This window comes from Desulfovibrio sp. SGI.133, from assembly GCF_050313955.1.
In the GTDB taxonomy this organism is placed as follows: domain Bacteria; phylum Desulfobacterota; class Desulfovibrionia; order Desulfovibrionales; family Desulfovibrionaceae; genus Desulfovibrio.
The window spans coordinates 149,254-169,669 of the sequence record NZ_JBNPMK010000002.1 but is presented as its reverse complement, the minus strand read 5'-3'; the positions used below and the strand labels follow the sequence as shown (position 1 = coordinate 169,669).

The 20,416-nt window shown below is 60.6% G+C and carries 15 protein-coding genes; 3 read left to right on the top strand and 12 right to left on the bottom strand.

The window, feature by feature from the left end; all coding sequences use genetic code 11:
• Nucleotides 1-4 precede the first annotated feature (4 nt).
• The 3 genes from ACQRBR_RS03515 to ACQRBR_RS03505 are packed head-to-tail and all read right to left on the bottom strand — an operon-like array spanning nucleotide 5 to nucleotide 3,705.
• Complete coding sequence (locus ACQRBR_RS03515; protein ID WP_204673846.1) at nucleotides 5-1,006, bottom strand: glycosyltransferase family 2 protein; 1,002 nt, start codon at nucleotides 1,004-1,006, stop codon at nucleotides 5-7.
• Complete coding sequence (locus tag ACQRBR_RS03510; RefSeq protein ID WP_303880287.1) at nucleotides 996-2,687, bottom strand: hypothetical protein; 1,692 nt, start codon at nucleotides 2,685-2,687, stop codon at nucleotides 996-998. Before ACQRBR_RS03510 ends, ACQRBR_RS03515 begins: the two co-directional genes overlap by 11 nt.
• Before the next feature lie 40 nt (nucleotides 2,688-2,727).
• The gene (locus ACQRBR_RS03505) at nucleotides 2,728-3,705 is read right to left on the bottom strand and encodes a DMT family transporter (protein ID WP_427812329.1); all 978 of its coding nucleotides are present in this window, start codon (nucleotides 3,703-3,705) and stop codon (nucleotides 2,728-2,730) included.
• A 405-nt stretch (nucleotides 3,706-4,110) separates the two neighbouring features.
• Here ACQRBR_RS03505 and ACQRBR_RS03500 point away from each other — a divergent pair, with 405 nt between their 5' ends.
• Nucleotides 4,111-4,548, top strand: a complete 438-nt coding sequence (locus tag ACQRBR_RS03500) for a squalene cyclase (protein ID WP_204673848.1) — start codon at nucleotides 4,111-4,113, stop codon at nucleotides 4,546-4,548.
• Nucleotides 4,549-4,582: 34 nt separating this feature from the next.
• A complete protein-coding gene (locus ACQRBR_RS03495) occupies nucleotides 4,583-6,103 on the top strand; it encodes an outer membrane homotrimeric porin (protein WP_427812328.1) in 1,521 nt (506 codons plus the stop codon).
• Between the two features lie 162 nt (nucleotides 6,104-6,265).
• Here the strand turns inward: ACQRBR_RS03495 and ACQRBR_RS03490 are convergent, their stop codons facing one another.
• Nucleotides 6,266-6,673 (bottom strand): cupin domain-containing protein, encoded by a 408-nt coding sequence (locus ACQRBR_RS03490; RefSeq protein WP_303880293.1) that lies wholly within the window; start codon nucleotides 6,671-6,673, stop codon nucleotides 6,266-6,268.
• A gap of 275 nt (nucleotides 6,674-6,948) precedes the next feature.
• Here ACQRBR_RS03490 and ACQRBR_RS03485 point away from each other — a divergent pair, with 275 nt between their 5' ends.
• Nucleotides 6,949-7,890: an AraC family transcriptional regulator gene (locus ACQRBR_RS03485; protein ID WP_427812327.1), complete on the top strand. Its 942-nt coding sequence runs from the start codon at nucleotides 6,949-6,951 to the stop codon at nucleotides 7,888-7,890.
• Nucleotides 7,891-8,055: 165 nt separating this feature from the next.
• Here ACQRBR_RS03485 and ACQRBR_RS03480 read toward each other — a convergent pair whose 3' ends face one another.
• The 8 genes from ACQRBR_RS03480 to ACQRBR_RS03445 form a co-directional block, all read right to left on the bottom strand.
• Nucleotides 8,056-8,814 carry a carboxymuconolactone decarboxylase family protein gene (locus ACQRBR_RS03480; RefSeq protein ID WP_204673852.1) on the bottom strand — a complete coding sequence of 253 codons (759 nt, stop codon included), beginning with the start codon at nucleotides 8,812-8,814 and terminating at the stop codon, nucleotides 8,056-8,058.
• Between the two features lie 337 nt (nucleotides 8,815-9,151).
• Nucleotides 9,152-11,311, bottom strand: coding sequence for a RelA/SpoT family protein (locus ACQRBR_RS03475; RefSeq protein WP_006003463.1), 2,160 nt, complete (start codon nucleotides 11,309-11,311; stop codon nucleotides 9,152-9,154).
• A gap of 310 nt (nucleotides 11,312-11,621) precedes the next feature.
• Entirely contained in the window at nucleotides 11,622-13,163 is a 1,542-nt protein-coding gene (ilvA, locus tag ACQRBR_RS03470; protein ID WP_168934453.1) for a threonine ammonia-lyase, biosynthetic, read from the bottom strand.
• Nucleotides 13,164-13,605: 442 nt separating this feature from the next.
• Nucleotides 13,606-13,995 (bottom strand): hypothetical protein, encoded by a 390-nt coding sequence (locus tag ACQRBR_RS03465; RefSeq protein WP_303880298.1) that lies wholly within the window; start codon nucleotides 13,993-13,995, stop codon nucleotides 13,606-13,608.
• Nucleotides 13,996-14,044: 49 nt separating this feature from the next.
• Nucleotides 14,045-15,205, bottom strand: coding sequence for a hypothetical protein (locus ACQRBR_RS03460; protein WP_427812326.1), 1,161 nt, complete (start codon nucleotides 15,203-15,205; stop codon nucleotides 14,045-14,047).
• 14 nt (nucleotides 15,206-15,219) lie between these two features.
• Nucleotides 15,220-16,368 (bottom strand): glycosyltransferase family 2 protein, encoded by a 1,149-nt coding sequence (locus tag ACQRBR_RS03455; RefSeq protein WP_297137535.1) that lies wholly within the window; start codon nucleotides 16,366-16,368, stop codon nucleotides 15,220-15,222.
• 45 nt (nucleotides 16,369-16,413) lie between these two features.
• Nucleotides 16,414-18,300, bottom strand: a complete 1,887-nt coding sequence (locus ACQRBR_RS03450; RefSeq protein ID WP_427812325.1) for a hypothetical protein — start codon at nucleotides 18,298-18,300, stop codon at nucleotides 16,414-16,416.
• A 532-nt stretch (nucleotides 18,301-18,832) separates the two neighbouring features.
• The gene (locus ACQRBR_RS03445) at nucleotides 18,833-20,119 is read right to left on the bottom strand and encodes a thioesterase, FlK family (RefSeq protein ID WP_427812324.1); all 1,287 of its coding nucleotides are present in this window, start codon (nucleotides 20,117-20,119) and stop codon (nucleotides 18,833-18,835) included.
• Nucleotides 20,120-20,416 lie beyond the last annotated feature (297 nt).

The following is a 20,416-nucleotide window of genomic DNA, read 5'->3' as shown; positions in this document are numbered from 1 at the left end:
ACGCCTATAGGTCCTGCTCCGGCCTGTTCCCGCCGGAGGGCATCGCTATCCTCTCCTGCCGCAGCAGCAGTGACAGCATATTGAGCTGAATCTCAAAGGTCTGCCGAGCCCGCTTGCGCTGGCAGTCCAGGATCAGACCGGAAATAAAGCTCAGCAGGGCCGCCAGCATGCAGAACCCGGACACGATCAGGGACGGGAATCGGGGCACGAGCCCGCTGGACATGTACTCGCCCAGTACAGGCAGGAACAGCCCCAGAGAGATCACGGCCAGCAGACAGGCCAGCGACCAGAAGACCAGCAGAGGACGGTAATCCTTGAACAGAACGGCAATGGTCTTCAGAACGCGAAAACCGTCCCGGAACGTGCTCAATTTGGAAAAGCTCCCTTCCGGCCGGTCACGGTACTGGATGGGCATGGAGGCGATACGGAAGTTGTTGGCCAGGGAAAAGATGGTCATCTCCGTCTCGATCTCGAACCCCTGCGAAAGGATGGGGAAAGATTTGGCGAACAGGGGCGACATGGCCCGCATGCCCGTCATGACGTCCTCGATCTGCTGGCCGCGTCTCCAGAACATGTTGATGCAACGGCGCACCAGCATGTTGCCGCTGTTGTGGAACGGACGTTTGTTCTCCGTGAAATAGGTGGAGGACAGCCGGTCACCGATGACCATGTCCGCACGGCCTTCCAGCACGGGCGCGCACAGGGCCGCCGCCTGCGAAGCCGGATAGGTATCGTCTCCGTCCACCATCAGATAGCAGTCTGCCTCGATGTCACGGAACATGGTCCGTACCACGTTGCCCTTGCCCTGACGGGGCTCGGAGCGCACGATGGCACCGGCCTCACGGGCCAGACGAGCCGTTTCGTCGGTGGAATTGTTGTCATACACATAAATGTCGGCATCCGGCAGGGCCTGCCGGTAATCCCTGACCACGTTCCCAATGGTCAGCGCCTCGTTATAGCAGGGGATCAGGACCGCGATCCTGTTGCCTTTTTTTTCAGTCTGCATGTCCACTCCTCATGGTCTGTGCCTTGCCGTCCGCAGCTGGCGGCAGCGAACGCCGCAGCAACAGCCAATCTTCGTTCTCAAAAAGCAGGGAACCGTAACGCAGCAACTGGGCCTTATGTTCCACATGACGCGTCAGCAGCAACGCGGCCTGCTCCGTACGCCAGACATCCATGTAACCGGCGCCATCGGCTGCCATGCAGCGCTGCATAGCCAGCCAGCGCCCGGCCAGGACCGGATCGCCTGCATAATAGATGACGTTCCCGTCCTTGTGCACGGGCAGCATGGGCATACGGGCCGCAAAACGTACCGCCATGCAATCTCCATCAGCAAAAACCAACTCTTCCGGCCCCGCCTGCGCACGTAAAGCCCGCAGGGCATCCTGCAATCGCAAGGAATGCACTTTGATCTGTCGGGCCTCCTGCGTATCCAGCCAGCTAAGACCGGTCACGTCCGCCAGGGCATGCCGGGCCGCCACCACCTGTTTGCCCTGTCCGAGAGACAGCAATACGACAGCCAGCAGGACGACGAAACCCCGGCGCAGCAGGGGGGCAATGCCCTGCCAGTACAGGGACAGGAGGCAAGTCAGCAGCAGCCAGGAAAGCGGCACCAAAAAGCGTGTACCCCGCAGGATCTCCTGGCTCATGTTCTGCCGCCCCAGATGGCGGGCCAGCCACATTTCCAGGGCACAAAGCACACAGCCGCCCACAATGCCCAGCACCATGCCCGGCATGAGCCGCAGCAGGGTGCGCACCGGCCCGGCCAGCTGCTGCCGCTTTCTGAACAGCACCACGGCCGACACGGCCGCCGCAGGGAGTATCGGGATCGGGAACGTATAATAGCGCAGGATGTCTGCAAGGCTTTGCCAGACATCATGCCAGTCCTTGCTGTAGCGCAGGGCGCGCACCTCGGCAAAAAGCCCGGCATATCCGGCCGGCGGCGCAGGCGTATCCGCAAGGAAGATCCCCATGTATATAACAACGGGGACCGCGAAGCTCAACAGGTTCAGCAGGCTCAGGCCTGCATGGCGCCACAGGCCCCTGTCCTGCCAGAGCAGGAAAAAGGCCATGAAGAACATGGCTCCGCCCATAAGGGCGCTGACCGTATGCACCAGCATGGCACAGCCTGCCAGGAACATGACCACGGGTTGCAGCTGTGGACGCTTGACGGCCGCACAGGCCAGCAGCAACAGGAAAGGCCAGAGGTCGGCATAAAAGATGCGCGGCACCGGATCCGAACGCATGCTGCCCCAGAAGGTGCCGAACGACCAGTGCACGGCGATGCACATCAGGATCGAGAGCAGAGCCGCCAGAGACGGACTGCGGAACAGGCAGCGCCCCAGGATGTAATAGGCGAGGAAATGCAAAAAAACGCCCAGCGCGCCTACACGCAGCATATCCGTGGCCGCGTTGTCCCCGCCGGGGAACAGGCCGGCCAGGGCTGTCAGCAAGTTGGGCACGCCCGGATCCTGCGGGAAAAAAGACGCCACCGGGTCACCGGCAAAGGCCGCAGGATATTCCCCGGCTTCCAGGATCTGCGCATAGTTCTGCAGGTCGCTGTCCATGCCGATGCCCTGGGGATTGAGGTCCAGCGTCCCCTGCAGGGCACACCAGCAAAACAGGACGGCCAGCAGGAGCAGGACCAGATCCGCAAGCCGGTGTCTTCCATATTCAGTCTCTTTCATAGCCGCAGCCTGTCCTTTGATACATAATGTCCCGCCGCTCTTAGCCCCGGCGGGATTCCTTTTCCGCAGCCTGCCGGCGGGCGGCCGCCAGCTCCCGGGCGCGCCGGATCAGGCGCTGGTCCATGCGCCGCATGATCTGGCGGCTGTGCGTCAGGATATACACCCCGCCCAGGATGCCCACGGCACCGAAGGCCTCACGGAAGGCAAAGTCCTCTCCCAGCAGGGTCACGCCCAGGACAACGCCCACCAGCGGCATGATGTTGAGAAAGATGGCCGCCTGCCCTGCCCCCACCGCTTTGACCCCCATGTTCCAGAAAATCATGGCACACACGCCGCCTATCCAGACGATATAGACCATACAGGCCAGGGTTGTGCCGCCCACGGTGTGCACGTCCAGCTGCCCGGTCAGCGCAGCGTAGAGGAAGGTGCCCGCCGTCCCGAACAGCCCGGCCCAGGCCGTGGTCGTCAGGGGCGGAAGATGGCGCATAACGCGGAAGCCCGTCAGGGAATAGACGGCCCAGCCCAGCTGAGCGGTGAAGAAAAGCAGGTCCCCCTTGTTGAAGGAGATATGCAGCAGGACGTCTATCTGCCCCTTGCTGACGAGGAACAGCGCCCCGGCTACGGATAGCAGGATCCCCAGCAGTTCGATGGGCAGCAGGCGCTCACGCAGGAAGATCAGGGCAACCAGGGCAGTCACGGCCGGAGTGGTGGTGGCGATGAGGGTGGCATTACTGACCGTGGAGAGCTGCAGACCGGTGAACTGGGCGATATTGTTGAGCGCCACGCCGGTGATGCCCATGAGCAGCAGGGCCGGCACCAGGCGCAGCGGCGGCAGGAGCGGCAGGCCCCGCCAGCGCATGAGCGCAAAAAAAGTGATGCTCATGAGCAGATAGCGCACCGCGGTCATGGTGGACGGGTTCAGCTCCCGCATGGTGATCTTGACCAGCAGCGGCTGGGCGCCCCAGAGGGCGGCCGTCAGGGCCAGCAGGGCAAAATATCGGCTTGTGGCTGTCGTCATGATCTTCTCCAGAGGCCTTCCTGTGGGCGCACCATAGCGCAAAGTAAAAGATTTTTCGAGACGTCCATACAACGGGGCCCCGGTGGGTGCCCCGACCTTGAGCTGGCGTCGACAGCTTTCATGGCAGTACGGCAAAAGTGACACGTTTTTTATAAACATATCACCTTTTGTCTGTTCCATGGCTCCCTACCGAAAAAAAGCGGCTTGGTTATTCATCATTTTCCAGAGCTCTCAAATCTCATATCTGTAAAGATAACCAAGTTTTTTTCTTCGCCATCATCTTGGAATATTTGTTTTTATTTTTTAAAGACAAAATTGAATTGAAAACAACTTTCAATTCCATTGACATTGATTTTCAATCATGACATGTTGACCCCAACAAAACACATTACCACAGGAGCCACCATGCCGAGATTGGAAAACCTTCCCCAGACCCGGATCTCTTTCCGCCGCAGCGCCAACAACCTGCATATCGCCACCGGCGAGGATCTGGATCTGGAACAGGCCCGTGCCATCCTGAACCTCATGCGCTGCCACAGCAACGACTGCAACAAATTCTTCATCGACGTGCGCCACGTGACCCGTATCCAGCCTGCGGCAGCCGCCGCCCTGCGCGGTGCGCCCCAGCCTTCCATCGCGCCGCAGCGCATCCACTACAAAGGCTCCCGCGGCTTTGAGCTGGCGTCGAGCGGCAACAAGGTCCTCATCGTCCCTGAAAAGGCAAAGCATGTTTGCAAGGGCACCTGCCCCAACTGCCGCTGCAAGGACAAAAAAGCCCGCGCCAAGGCGCGGAATACGGCCCGGGCGGCTGCTACGGCGTCGGGGGGCGCCGCTGTCGCCTGATAGGTGTGAACCTCAAACAGTAAGGAAGAAGGTCATGAAAAAGATTCTTACCCTCATGCTGGCTGCCGGCATGCTCCTGGGGGCTGCCAGCGGCGCCAAAGCCATCGACTTCAAAGCCTCCGGCGAATGGCTGGTGGGCTTCGGCCTTGGTGACGGCAGCCTCATCAAGGATGTGGACAACAAAAAGCGCCACCATGAGGATACCTTCAATGCCGGTCAGCGCGTCCGCCTGCAGCTGGATGCCGTGGCCTCCGAATCCCTGTCCGGTACGGTGTTCTTCGAGATCGGCGACCAGATGTGGGGCAATGCCGAAAGCGGCGGCGCCCTGGGTGCCGACGGTAAGGTGGTGAAGGTCAAAAACGCCTATATCGACTGGATGGTGCCCAATACCGACCTCAAGCTCCGCATGGGCCTGCAGGCCGTGGCCCTGCCCAACGTGGCCGGCGGTTCCGCCATCATGGACGGTGACGCCGCCGCCGTGGTCGCCAGCTACCAGTTCAACGACAACGTGGGCCTGACCGCCCTCTGGATGCGTCCGCTTAACGACAACTACACCGGCACCAATGCCGACGGCGAAGCCTACGGCAACGGCTACAACAACTATCTGGACAACATGGACCTCTTCGCCCTCATGCTGCCCCTGAAGTTCGACGGTGTGGAGCTGACCCCCTGGGCCATGTACGGCATGCAGGGCAAGAACACCCGCTTCAATGAAGGCGGCGTGGGTACGGCCGACGGCGCGCTGGACGTGACTCTGCCCGGCTATCTGCCCGGCATGAACGGCCTTGCCCTCGGCAAAACCGGCAAGGCCTACGGTTCCATGTTCTGGGCCGGTCTGCCCGTGGCCATCACGGCCTTCGATCCCCTGAACATCGAATTCGACATCAATTACGGCTATGTGGAAGCCATGGGCCGTTACGACGTGCTCAAGCGCGGTACGGACTGGGTGCGCGGCAACAGCAAGCGTGAAGGCTGGCTGGTCAAGGCCCTGGTGGAATACAAGATGGACTGGGGCACCCCCGGCATCTTCGGCTGGTATGCCTCCGGTGACGACGGCAACGTCAAGAACGGTTCCGAGCGCCTGCCCTCCATCGCCGGCGCGGGCAACTTCACGTCCTTCATGGGTGACGGCAACCTGGCCTGGGGCACCGGCTACAACTTCTACGACAACAATCTGACCTACGCCGGTACCTGGGGCGTGGGCCTGCAGATCGCGGACGTGAGCTTTGTGGAAGACCTCAAGCACACCTTCCGCGTGGCCTACTGGGGCGGCACCAACAGCCCCTCCATGGTCAAATATATGGGTTCCGCCGTGGCCTGGGACGACACCACCGCAGCCCAGGACGGCCCCTATCTGACCACCAATGACGGCCTGCTGGAATTCAACCTGGTCAACTCCTGGCAGATCTACGAGAACCTGGAAGCCAACCTCGAGCTCGGCTATATCGTCAATATGATGGACAAGGACACCTGGGACAAAAGCTACGTCAGCGAACGTAACTGCTCCAAGCAGGATGCCTGGAAAGCCCAGCTGATCTTCGCCTACACCTTCTAGCCCTCCCGGGGCGGACCATCCGTCTCTCTCCCGCGCGTGCTTCTCCTTCCCGCGCGCACTCCGCCGCCGCTGTTTTTGCAGGAACAGCGGCGGCCTCCTTTTTCCGGCAGCTGCCGACATGCTCATCCGGCGCCGTGAACACCGGATGCAAGATGCTCCTGCCTAGGGCAGACGGGCATACTCCTCTTCGCTGACAGGCTCCAGCCACTGGGAGCGGCAGTCCTCACCGGGGACTTCCACGGCCAGATGCACGAACCAGCTGTCCCTGGCCGCGCCGTGCCAGTGCTTGACCCCGGCGGGAATGTGGACCACGTCGCCTGCGTGCAGTTCGCGTGCGGGCTTGCCCCACTCCTGATACCAGCCGCGCCCGGAGGTGCAGAGCAATATCTGCCCACCGCCGCTGGTCGCCTCATGGATATGCCAGTTGTTGCGGCATCCCGGTTCGAAGGTCACGTTACCGATGATGACCCCTTCGGTGGAAAGCATGTTCAAATAACTGTTGCCGACAAAGTACCGGGCATAGGCCGTGTTGGCACCGCCCTGGGCGAAAGGCCCCCTGTTTTCCTGCATGGTCGTTTCCTTTTGTTGATCGTTATAGGGCACGCCCGGTCGGTATCGCCTGAGGTATAGCCACACTGCCGGGCAACCACGGACGGACAGCTCCCTGTACCGTTCCCTGCCGCCTGCCTGTCAGCAGGGCAAAGGCAGCGCCTTGTCTTGGGGCTCGCATCCCCTCCGGCGCTCTTGCACAGTCGTGCCGCCTGCCCGCAGGCGCCATCGGCGGCGTCTTCTCTCCCTGCCGTCTTTTGGTTACACTGGACAGACAGCCCGAACCGGAGGTCCTCATGGCATCCTCAGCCCTGTCCATCAAAGAAGATATCCTTGCCGCCCTGAAAGACATCCTGATGCGGCACCTCCCCGCCCCGGAGATCCGCCCCAGCCCCATCGACGGCCTGGTGCTCGTCCGGCGGGAGGACCCGCCCGCACCTGACCGCTGCTTCGAAGGACCGCTGGTGTCCGTCATCGTCCAGGGGAGCAAACGCTCGCTCATCGGCTCGCAGGAATTCGTCTTCCGGCGGGGCCAGTTCCTGGTCTCCGGCATCGACATGCCCAGCTCGTCTTCCTTTTTCGATACGGCTCCCGGACAGCCTTTCCTCTCCCTCTTCTTCTATCTGGACAGGCAGATCCTGACGGACCTCATGCTCAGGATGCGGCCTACGGGCAAAACGCCGCAGGAAGACGGCCCCGCTGTCGCCGTGGCGGATGCCGAACCGGAATTCCTGGAAGCGGTGCTGCGTCTGGCCGAGCTGCTGGACAAGCCGGAGCAGATCGCCATCCGTGCGCCCATGATCCTGCAGGAGCTGCACTATCTGCTGCTGATCGGGCCCCTGGGCCATGTGCTGCGCGGGCTCTATGCCCAGGGCTCGCAGAACAGCCAGGTCTTGCAGGCCGTCTCCATCCTGCGCCGGGATCTGGGGGCACCGGTACGCATGGAGAGCCTGGCACGGCAGGTGGGCATGTCCCTGTCCACGCTCCATCGTCATTTCAAGACCGTCACCGGCCTGAGCCCCCTGCAATACCTCAAGCAGCTCAGGCTGCACGAGGCCCAGCGCCTGATGCTCATGGAAGACATGCGCGCGGCCTCGGCGGCCCTTTCCGTAGGCTATGAGAGCGTGACCCAGTTCAGCAGGGAGTACAAACGCATGTTCGGCGAGCCGCCCCACCGGGACATCCAGCGAAAGCGTACGCTTGCGCCTGTGGAAGAAGCCGGGGCAGGCGGCCTTTAGTCCAGACCCGTGCTCCCCGCCTGCGGGCCGGCATGTTCGCGCCGATGGTGCCCTCCACGCGCAAGCCGCGCCCATCCTGGCCTCCAGACCATCCCGCAATTCCCGCATACCCCGGCAACAGGAACACAGCCGGGGCATGGGGGCACTATCCTCCTGCCCGATGCTCTAGGCCTCCGGCAGCACGCTGTTGACGCAGGCAAGGGCATTGAGCGTACGAGGGAAGCCGATGCAAGGCAGCATCTGCAGCAGAGCATCCACCAGCAGCTGTTTGCCGTTGCCCACGGCGGCATTGCCCTGCACATGGGCCTTGACCTGGGCCTCACAGCCGCCCAGCGCGCTGATGATGCAGAAGGTCAGCAGCTCCCGCAGCGGCAAATCCAGCCCCGTGCGCGTATATATGTCGCCGAAGCAGAACGCGGAAAGATGCCGGACGAGGATCTCCCGCTGTCCTTCAGGGGCCGACGCGTGCATCTTGCTGATGGCATCCCCGAAAATACCGGTCTGTACGGCAAGGCCTTTTTCAAAGCGGTCTTCTTCGCTCACCGTGCCGCCTTCAGGCAGAGGCAGGGCGATACCGGCGGCCTCCAGGGCGGCATCCGCATGGCGCAGGGCCGCCTCCGTCCGCGGGAAGCCGATATAGGGCGCGCACTGGTACAGGGCCTCGCGGATCTCTTCGGGGCGCACGCCCTGATGCAGGGCAGCCCGTGTCTCCTCCCCTATCCCCTCCGGCGTCTGGATGGCGGCCAGGACGACCAGGGTGATGAGGCGGCGCTGACGCGCATCCAGGCAGCCCTGCCCGGCGATCTCGCCATACTCCAGGCGCTCCCGGATGGCCGCCAGTTCGGGCTCCGTCCCTGCCAGTGCCGGAGCCCCCGTCTTTCCCAGTTCCTTCCTGTACGCTTCCGCTTTCTGCATCCTGTCCATGGTGTTCCCTACGATATCTTCAACGGTTGTGCCGGATTCCCGGCATGAGAAAGACGGTCCGTTGCCGCATACCGGGGAACGCAACGCAAAGATGCCTCCCGCTCCCCGTCGATACAGACCGGAAGGGTCCGCCCTTTTCCGGCAGATCCCGTCCGTGCAACGGACCTTTGTCCTGTGCTTACCGGGATACGCCGCCCCGGCTGCCGGGTACAGACCTGTTCCTGGCAAATAGTTGCCCAAAACTGTCGCGGGATGGCCCACAAAAAAGGGGACACCTTGCGGTGTCCCCTGCGTATGTTCACTGACAGGCTGCGCCACGGCAGCCGGACGGGATGGACTAGGCTTCTTCGGTATCGCGCACCACTTCGAGGATGCCGGACTGGCCGCGGATGGCCTCGATGACATCATAGAGCTGGGTGGCATTGCACACTTCCACGGTCAGGCGCAGTTCGGCCCGGCCGTCCACCAGCGCCCGCGAAGACAGCGCCGTGATGTTGATGCCCTGCAGGGCCAGGAGCTGGGCGATGCCCGCCAGCACGCCGCTGCGGTTCTGGGCCAGGATGAAAATGCCGGCCTCGTAGGGCTTTTCCACCTCGCCGTCCCAATGCACGGAGATGAGGCGTTCCGGCTCCATATTGGCCACATTGGGACAGTCCGCACGGTGGACGGTGACGCCCATGCCGCGGCTGATGTAACCGATGATGGGGTCCCCCGGCACCGGGTTGCAGCACTTGGCAAAACGCATGAGCACGCCGTCACAGCCGGAGATGCCCACGCCGTCGCTCTTGCGCTTGGCGGCTTCCTTGCTTTCCTTGATGGTGGGCGTGGCCGGTTCCGCAGCCGCGGCATTGTCGGGATGCAGGACGGCATAGAGCTTGTTGAGCACACGGCGCGGCGTGATATGCGCATAGCCCACCGAGGCCACCAGCTCGTCCACGTTCTCGAAGTTCATCTCCTGCGCTACGATGGCCAGCTGGCCGTCCTTCAGGGCGCGCGCCACATTGAGGTTGACCTTGCGGCCTTCCTTTTCCAGCATGTCGCGGCCCAGGGCCAGGGCATGGGCGCGTTCCTCGGTACGCAGGTAGCGCTGGATGCGGCTGCGGGCGCGGGCCGTCTTGACGATCTTGAGCCAGTCGCGGTTGGGATTGCGCGAAGGATCGGTGATGATCTCCACGATGTCGCCGTTCTTGAGCGGCGTGCCCAGCGGCATGAGGCGGCCGTTGATCTTGGCCCCGGCGCAATGATGGCCCACCTTGCTGTGGATGTGGAAGGCGAAGTCCAGCGGCGTGGCGCCTTCGGGCAGTTCCTTCACGTCACCGGCAGGGGTGTAGACGTAGACCTCGTCCTTGAACAGGTCCAGCTTGAGCGAATGCATGAACTCGCGCGAGTCCGCTTCGTCGCCCTGGCGCTCGAAGATCTCGCGCAGCCAGGAGAACTGTTCCAGGTCCTTGGAGTTGACCCGGCCCTTTTCCTTGTACAGCCAGTGCGCGGCCACGCCGTGTTCGGCCTGCCGGTGCATCTCTTCGGTACGGATCTGGATCTCGATGCGCTCACCCTCGGGCCCGATGACCGTGGTATGCAGGCTCTGGTAGCCGTTGGCCTTGGGCATGGAGATATAGTCCTTGAAGCGCCCGTGCACCGGCTTCCACTGCGAGTGCACCAGACCGAGCACCGCGTAACAGTCGCGGATGTCCTTGACCAGCACGCGGAAGGCCATGATGTCGTGCATCTCGTCCAGGGTCAGGGACTGGGACTGCATCTTTTTGTAGATGCTGTACTTGTGCTTGATGCGCCCGTAGACCTGCCCTTCCAGACCGTTGGAGGCCAGCAGATCCTGGATGAGGGAGACCACCTTTTCGATGATCTGCTTTTCCACCACCTGATGCGCGTCCAACCAGTGGTCGATCTGGTTGTAGATGTCCGGCCGCAGGTATTTGAAGCTCAGGTCCTCCAGCTGGCGCTTAAGCAGGTACAGGCCCAGACGGTTGGCCAGGGGCGCGTAGATGTCCATGGTCTCCTGGGCGATGCGGCGCTGCTTGTGGGGCTTCTGGAAATCAAGGGTGCTCATGTTATGCAGGCGGTCGGCCAGTTTGACCATCAGCACGCGCATGTCGTGGCTCATGGCCAGGATCATCTTGCGGATGTTCTCGGCCTGCGCCTCTTCTTTGTTCTCGAAGACGATCATGCTGATCTTGGTGACACCGTCCACGATGTCGGCCACGTCTTCGCCGAACTTGTCGTCGATCTCTTCGATGGTGGTGCCGGTGTCTTCCACCGTATCGTGCAGCAGGCCCGCCGCCACCGTGGGCTCGTCAAAGCCCATGTCGGCCAGGGTATAGGCCACGGCCAGCGGATGGGACAGATAGGGCTCGCCCGAAAGGCGCGTCTGCCCCGCGTGAGCTGTGGCAGCGAACACATAGGCCTTCTGGATCAGCTCCAGATTGGCATCATGGTTGTTGGCCGCCACCTTGTCGAGAATTTCCTGAATACGAATCATAGCGTCCTGCCAGACGGTAAAAAGTTGACGATACCGGTTTTGTCCATGTTCGGCCAACTGTCCCGGCTTGTCAATGACGACGGCCCGGAAGACAGGGACAGGCGGAGGAAGGCCCCTCCGGCCCGGGGAGGGCCGATACAGGCATCAGGATAGTCCGCAAAGGAGCCACACCGCCGGAGCTTCCCTCAGGCCTCCCGCTCTTCTTATTATTTCCGCCGGGATCTCCGGGGCCTGTGAACAGCAGGAGGCCGCCCCCGAAGGAGCGGCCTCCCGACAAGCATCATGGTCTGTCCGTGCAGACCGGCATCAGTTAGTTGTCGTGATGCCAGCCCAGGAACATCTTGTAGGCCGGGTTGTCGGTCTCGTCCACATGCGGATAACCCATGCGGTCGACGCGGGCCAGGAACTCCTCGAAGTCCTCGCGCCGCTCTTCGGGAACTTCCACCCCCAGCAGCACGCGGCCGAAGTCCGCCCCGTGGTAGCGGTACTGGAACAGGGTGAAGTTGTAGGTCACGCGCATGGCGTCCATGAAATTGAGCAGGGCACCGGGCCGCTCGGGGAAGAAGAAGCGGATCAGGCGTTCGTTGTGCACCTGGGGCGCGTTGCCGCCCACCATATGGCGCAGGTGCAGCTTGGCCAGTTCGTTGTCCGTAAGATCGCAGGCGCTGAAACCGGCAGCCCGCAGGTCTTCCAGCACGGAGGCCACCTCGTCGCTGTTCTTGATGTCGATGCCCACCAGCACATGGGCGTTGACCGGGTCGGCGAAGCGGGTGCACAGCTCGGTGATGTTGCGGCTGCTGATGGCCTGCACCAGCTGGCGGAAGCTGCCCGCCTTCTCGGGAATGGTCACGCCCAGCAGGGCTTCGCGATTGGCACCGAAGCGCGCACGCTCGGCCACATGGCTCAGACGGTCGAAATTCATGTTGGCGCCGCTGACCACGGCCACCAGGGTGGTGTCGCGCAGGTTGCCCGCACGGGCATAGGCACGCAGACCGGCCAGGGCCAGCGCACCGGCCGGTTCGGCCACCACGCGGGTATCTTCAAAGATATCCTTGATGGCGCCGCAGATGGCGTCCGTGTCCACGGTGATGATGTCGTCCAGCAGGTCGCGGCAAAGGGCGAAGGTCTCCTCGCCCACCAGCTTCACGGCCACGCCGTCGGCAAACAGGCCCACATCCTTGAGCTCCACACGATGCCCGGCCATGATGGAACGGCGCATGGCGTCGGAGTCCACGGGCTCCACGCCGATGACGCGGATCTCGGGCCGCAGGTTCTTCACATAGGCGGCCACGCCGGCGGCAAGTCCGCCCCCGCCGATGGGCACGAAAATGGCGTGAATGGGGTCGGGATGCTGACGCAGGATCTCCATGCCGATGGTGCCCTGTCCGGCAATGACATCGGGATCGTCAAAAGGCGGGATGAACACGTAGCCGGTCTCCTTGATGAGATCCAGCGTATGCCGCCAGGCATCGCTGAAAGACTCACCGAACAGCACCACCTGTCCGCCCAGACGGCGCACGGCATCCACCTTGATGGCGGGCGTGGTCACAGGCATGACGATGACGGCTTCGCATCCCAGACGGCGGGCGGCCAGGGCCACGCCCTGGGCATGGTTGCCGGCCGAGGCGGCGATGACACCGCGGCGCAGCTCTTCGGGAGAAAGACGGGCCATCTTGTTGTAGGCGCCGCGCAGCTTGAAGGAAAACACAGGCTGCAGGTCGTCCCGCTTGAGCAGCACGCGGTTGCCCAGGCGGCGGGAAAGGCTCACGGCCTCATCCAGCGGGGTCTCGACGGCCACGTCGTAGACCCGGCTCAACAACACCTTGTTCAGGTACTCGCTATGATTCGACATGGAAAACATCCCTTGTAAAAACGGTGCGCCTGCTCACGCCAGAGGCAGGCGGAATCTTTGGAGCATATACCCATTACACACGCCCCACAAGGGGCCGGAGAGCCGCCTTTCCGCAGAACAGCGGCTTTTCCGGCCACGGCTGCTCCTGCGGGCTCCCCTCTCCCTGCAACGCGCTCCCGTCCCGCAGACGCTGCGGCCCTTGCCTCAGGCCCATCGACTTCTCCTGCATATGACGACAGCTGCAGACATGCCCCGAGCCCGCCATCTCTCCCACGGGCCTCCACCTGACGGAACCAGTCACACATGGATCTTCCTGCCATAAAAAAAGACCGCCATCTCAAGGACGACGGTCTTTTTAGACAAACGGTCTTTTCCTGCCCCGTCAAGAGCAGTCCGCGCCTGCGTTCGCTGTCCCCCCAGCAGGAAGCGGTACGGAAGCAGCCTATTTTTTCAGGGCCAGCGAATCCACGATGGCCTGGGCTTGGGCATCATCCACCTTCCCGGCCAGCAGGACGAGCACATGCCGGTCAGCTCCCAGAGCCAGCACGCCCCGCATGGGGATGTTCCCCGCATGGCCCTGCATCTCGTAGACATCATCGGCCCGGGGCCGGACATCCGGCGCGTCCAGCATCTTGCGGTACTCCTCCACGATATCGGCACGGCTGCGCGCACCGTTGAGACCTGTCACCAGGCTCACCATGATGCCGGCATCCGGGGAAAGCATGGTCACGGAGCCTTTGTCCTGGGCCTCGATGGTCCAGCCTTCGGGGATGTCTACCGTGAAGAAACTGTCCGCCCCCAGGGGGGAGGCGAGGACGGACAAAGGGAACATCCAGAGGCCAACTAATCCAATAGACAGTAAAAATTTCTGTAATTTATCATTAAATATCGCCATGATTATTTTTATAATTATTTATTTTATATATATAAACAAGTAGAGCAAAACAACTTATCATAAATATCCGTGCTGTAAACCAATAATGAATTGCAGAATGATTTGCCAAAATACATACCCATAAAACAGGCATTCCTCCTATAAAAAGCAATGGCATCCCACACTTTATATTCCAAAAAATTTTTTTCCGAAAATAAAGAAAAATTGGAACAAGAGCAATCAATACACGCCCATTCAAAGTGATAGCTTGAAGCCATATCGGTATTTCTGCTGGCCGGGGACTAGAACCTCCGATTCTATAGATTGCCTGATGATAAAAATCAGCAATAATATCCTGCTGAAGAATATATGTTGCTATCAACGGTTTTGCTATCCAAAATAATCCATACCCTATCCCCCATAAAATACAATACAAAAGAATATGCATAAAAGTAATTCTTTTTTCTTTTGCATAAATAATAAGCAATGGAATTCCTAATGTCAGCAATGGTACTGACAATAAATCTAAAAAAGCTACAATCATCCCAGTTATAAAGAAAAATATTGGGTATGTCTCTTCCCTTATCCTCGTCGCTAAACTTCCTGCAATATAAACAATAAAATATGTTGAATAAAATTGAAAAGATAACCATGCAGTAAGCCATCCATAAAGAAAAAAAGAAACTACCAATCCTTTCGCTAAAAAATTAGAAATCCTTTTTACAGAAAAATAAATTATACTTATGCCAAAAATATGAATAATCAATCCAATATATTTTATTTCTTCATAAGGAAAAAACATCAAAATCGGACGTAAAAACACGAGATACCCATGCCAATAACGTCCATATTCTGGGACCATAGCTCGCTCAAAAATATTATCCCCTGGTGCTATTACAGCCTTGAGCATTTCACGGTCAGTAAATCTATCCTGTTGTAAGTAATGGGCCCATGAACTTAAAAAATATGTCCATGGCATCGGCAGATAATGCTCAAGAACTTTTGGATATATCTCCCCATTTGATATTTCACAAATTCCTATAGAAGCATTAGTCTCTATATCTCCATCTAAGGAAAAACTTAAAAACAACAAAGAGCAACAAAGAGAAATGAGCAACAAATATATAGATATACCTTTGACAATATATTTTCTTATTTTTTTAGTCATCACACTTCAAAAATCTATTTAGAGGAAAATTCCTTGCACACAGCGATGATGAAGGCCAGCATGAAGGAAAACACAGCCATGGCACCGAAGACGATGGCAAGGATGCTCAGATTGTCCACAAAGGGCGATGCCATATCACCGTAACCGGCACTGGACCATGCTGAAAAACAATAGCCATAGCTGGATACGAAGAGCACCAGAAAGGCCAGCGCCACGAAAGCCAGCCTGTCACGGGAGGCCAGGCGCGCCAGCAGGCTGACGCCGCGACCCGGCAGATGCGTACCGGCCAGCCCGGCCGCCACGACCCCCAGCCCCATGACCTGCATGCCCAGCATGAGCAGCATGGCAAAGGTCACGAAACTTTTGTTGGCAAAGGTCACGCTGCCCACGGACAGCGGGCCGGAAAGGAGGAGCAGCACGCCCAGCAGCCCCACGCCCATCAGGGCCAGCGCCGGATACATGTACAGCCAGTGCGGCGCATAGGTCAGCAAAAAGCACAGGTGGCGCCAGCCATCGCGCCAGGTACGCAGATGCGGCGGACGGCTGCGGCCATCCTTGGCCAGCGTGGTGGGGACCTCGGCCATGCTGAGGCCATACAGGGAAGCCTTGACCACCATCTCGGAGGCGAACTCCATGCCGGTGGTCTTCAGGCCGCAGCGGCGGATGGCTTCGGTATTGAAGCCGCGCAGCCCGCAATGAAAGTCACCGATACTGATACGGAAGAACAGACGGCCAATCCAGCTCAGGACCGGATTGCCCAGATAGCGATGGAGCGGCGGCATGGCCCCGGGAGCGATTCCACCCTTGAAACGGTTGCCCATGACCAGATCCACGCCCTGACGCAGCTTGTCCACAAAGACCTGAAGGCTGGAGAAATCGTAGCTGTCATCGGCATCGCCCATGATGGTGTACTTGCCGCGTGCGGCAGCGATCCCCCCCAGCAGGGCCGCGCCATACCCTTTCTGCGCCACATCCACCACCCGGGCCCCCAGGCCGCGGGCTATCTCCTGGGACCCGTCCGTACTGCCGTTGTCCGCTATCAGCACTTCCCCGTCGACTCCGGAGCGTTCTAGATAGGCCTTGGCCTTCATGATGCAGGTGGCCAGCGTCTCGGATTCATTCAGGCAGGGCATCAGGATAGTCAGTTCACAGGTCTGTTCCATAGCATTTCCCCTCGATGGGGACACGGTCGTACCGCATCTCCCTCATTACCGGCCAAGCTCTGCCGGCAACACGATCTTTTCAGGCAGCTCCCGTTCCCCTTCACGCCAGGCATCAAGACGCAGGAGGAGCGGGAACGCCTCACCTTCACACAAACCCAGCTCCTTGCCGTAACGCGCCACGAAGTCGGCAGGGACGCGCCACAGGAGCAGATAATCCACCTTCTGCCGTCGGGCCGTGGCCCGCAGGTCGGCAGGTAGCGTACCACCGAGCAGGCGTTCCTCCAGGGAACCCACTGGATTGAATTCCAGTATGTCGCTCACGCGGGCAGCTCTGCGTTTCGGCATTACCAGATAACGGCAGATCATGCCATACTCGTAGGAAGCCTTTCCGGCCACGAGCCACCAAGAACTCCCTTCTGGCGTAGCCTGTTGCAGGATACGGGCGGCTTGCTCCATCTCTGCCAGATGTCCGGGGATATCCGCAGGGCGTTGCAGCGAAAAACACACGACCACAGCCATGAGCGCCACACTGAAAAAGCGTACGAGCCTGGCCTGCCACAAGTGGCCCTGTTTTACAGCACGCAGCAGGAAAAGAAAAACCGTCCCGACCAGCACAGGGCCCATGGCAACGGCCGCGTAGCGCTCATAACTGGCCGCGGAAACCAGCTCCCGCGCATCCATATAGGCCATGGTCGCATAGGCATGGACCGCTACCCAGGCCAGAAAGCCTGCTGCTAAAAGAAGCGCGGCAAATCCCCTGCCCTGAGGAAGCATCTGGGGATCCTTGCGCAGCAGGTACCAGCTCCCTCCACAGGCCAGAAGCAGCAACACGGCTGTACCGGTCGCGAACGTCAGCAACCCTATCGCAGGGATACTGACGAGAGGCCGCATCAGAAACGCCCAGGCATACATGGGAATGGCATCAAGAATGGTCTCCAGTCCCCAAGCATTGGCCATGGCAGAAAAATCTGCTCCGGCCGCTCCCGTGATGCAGATGGCACGATAGACCTTCCACAGCCCCCAGCACAGGACAGCCGGCCAGATCACGCTGACGATCGACCACACAACATGATGGAACCTTTGCCTTGACACACCAAACCACTGCCGCAGCGCAAAGGCGCCCAGCACACACAGGACGAGCAATATCCCGGTAGGTTTACACAGGATGAGCACAGCGCAGCCCCCCTGCAGGAGCAGACGCAGCAGCCGGTCCCGGCAGGAGGAGAAGATCACCAGCAAGGCCAGTGCCGTATAGAATGCTGTCTGCAGGCTTTCTCCATAGCCGAAGATGTAGGAACCATAGTCCACATGCGCCCCCAGAGAGCGCAGCAGGCCGAACGTCAGCAGAGCGCAGAAGCAAACCGGCCAGAACGAAAGCCCTCGTTCCCGGGCCAGATGAATGACGACACCGGTGGCAGAAAGCAGGACGGCTCCTTCGCCCAGGGCTATGGCAGGCTCCGAGAACGTCCCCATGGGCTGGAGCAGGGCCTGCAGGATGGTGACCATGGGGGGATAGAGCAGCACCGAATCATGGCGGGGCAGGACGGAGCCCCAGGCCCAGAGGCTGTTTTCCTGCACCAGATGCTTGACGAAGCCCCCCCAGAAGTATTCGTCCCAATAGACGAGCCTGGCCCCGGCATAATGCCAGGCGAACAGGAGCAATAGGCCCGCGAAGAGCAAGGAGGGAGCGGCCGTCCACATATAGCGCCGCCGCGGCGCCCCCGCGGTGAACAACGAAAGGCAGACAGGCAGCAGGGAAAGGAAGGAGAGGACAGCCACAGCAAGGCGGACTTCATGATACACGCCCCCCATGGCCGCGAGGACCTGCAGCAGGGCTGTCACGCAGACCGCCAGGAAGGGGGCGCACCAGGGTGCAGCCAGACGCCAGGCCAGAAAGATGCTCAGGCAGGTCAGTGATCCGATAAAAAACAACGGTGCCTCCTCGAAGCATTGCTATGCAGCACAGGGCAGATGGCTGCCGTGCCGTATCCGCCCCGGCATCCGCAGCCAGAGGACGGCTGCCAGACAAGTACGCAATATCGCGACAAAGGGCAAATCTGACGCCACAGCTTGCAGGTCAGGGCTGGCCCAAGGCAGAGGCCCGGAACGGTTCCGCCTGGCCGCCGGCAGGCCGCTTTCCTCCTGCTGCCTGCGCTTTTTCTCCTCCCGCAGAAGGACGTGTAGAGACTACCCTTCCCCAGACGTGCGGGCAAGCCTCTTCTCATCCCTTGGCGTTGCCTTGCGCACCGGCATCCTGTCCGCACTGCAGGCTGCTGAAGATATCTGCCCAGTGATAGGACGAGACAGGAACAGCCTTACTCCCCAGGAAACAACACTTTCCCACGCAAGATACGCCCAGCCGCCCCTTCTCTCCTGGAACAAAAAACAGGGAGGAGCCTCTGCCCCTCCCTGTCAGTAACGTCCTGTTTTGCAGCGGTACTTCTGTCCGGTTTGACGGTCTGTGCTAGCCCTGACCGCCACGGGTCTGAGCCCGGCTCTGGAATTTTTCCCTGTCCACCACCACGCGCTCGTGGGTCCCCTCTCCGATGGGGCCGACCTCGTCATAGGCAGCCACGGAAAAAGTCAGACCGCGCCCGTTGGCCGAGACCGCCGTCAATTTCGCCTCAAAGCGCACCTTCATGCCGCAGGGGGTCGGTGCCATATGGCTGATGTCCACACGGGTACCCACGCTGGTCATGCCTTCGGGCAGGCAGGGACGCACAGCTTCCATGGCGGCCCGTTCCATGCCCATGATCATCATGGGCGTGGCCAGCACCCGGACCTCGCCGCTGCCCACCTGCGCGGCCAGCAGCCCTTCTTCCACCGTTGTTTCCCACTGTCCTGTCATCCCGGCTTTCGGCACGGTCTCCATGATGTCCCTCCCTGTTGCGGATACAGCTGTCTTCTGTTCCTGAACAGGATCGGCCTTCCTGTCAAGCCGGATGCCCCGATGCTCCGACAGCCAGTGGTACCAGGCAGCCACATCGCCGCGCAAGCGGTCATCAAGGCGGGCCAGAGCCGCTTCCCGCAGTTCCTGCGGCACACCGCCGTAAAAGGCCTCGGCTATGCTTCCGGCGATGGCGGCCTGCGTATCGCTGTCGCCGCCCAGCCAGACGGCATTGCGTACGGCCTCCTCGAAGGAACGGCTTTCCAGAAAGGCGATGATGGCTTCAGGGACGGACTCCTGACAGCTTTCCTTGTGGCGGTACGCGGGCCTGATCTCGGCCAGGCTGCGATCCAGGTCATATCCGTAGCGGAAGGAGACATAATCACGGATGGCATCCCGTCCGGCACCGTCCCGGGCCAGGAAGATGGCCGCGGCCGTAGCGCAGGCCCCCTTGATGCCCTCGGGATGGTCATGCGTCACGGAGGCGCTCAGGGCCGCATAACGTTCCGTTTCTTCCAGACTGTCACAGGCCCAGCCCACGGGCGAGACACGCATGGCCGAACCGTTGCCGAAACTGTTGTACGGCTCACGGCTGCCTGTGACGATCCAGCGAAAAAAACGCTGACCGTAGCCCGCCCGGCTGTAGGCACGGCCATATTCGTGCATGGCGTCGATGAAGGCCTCCCGGCAGGCCTGTTCCTGCCCATAGGCCTGCATCAGCCCGCGGGCCACGGCCACGGTCATCACCGTATCATCCGTGAAGCGGGAACGGGGAGAAAACAAAGGAAAGGCCTCCGCAGCTCCCTGCCACGGATGGAACTCGTAAGGACTGCCCACCATGTCACCGATGATGGCTCCCAGCATGATCGATCTCCTTGATGCACGGCACCGCATGGCGAAGTCATGTGTCACCGCCCTCCAGCCGGAAAGCGGCTGCCACAGAATGAACACAGTAAAGAAAAACAAAAAGGCAGGACGCGGCACCAGGGCCTGTGTCCTGCCCGGAAAGTCTGTCCGGAAGGACGATAGCGCCAAGGCAAAACGTTTGCCATCATCACGCCGGCAGGACGCCGACGCAACTCACGGCAGCTCTCGTTCCCGGATGCGGCCTTGCTCTGCCGGCGGCCCCTCACGTCAGGACAGCCGGTAAGTACTATATTT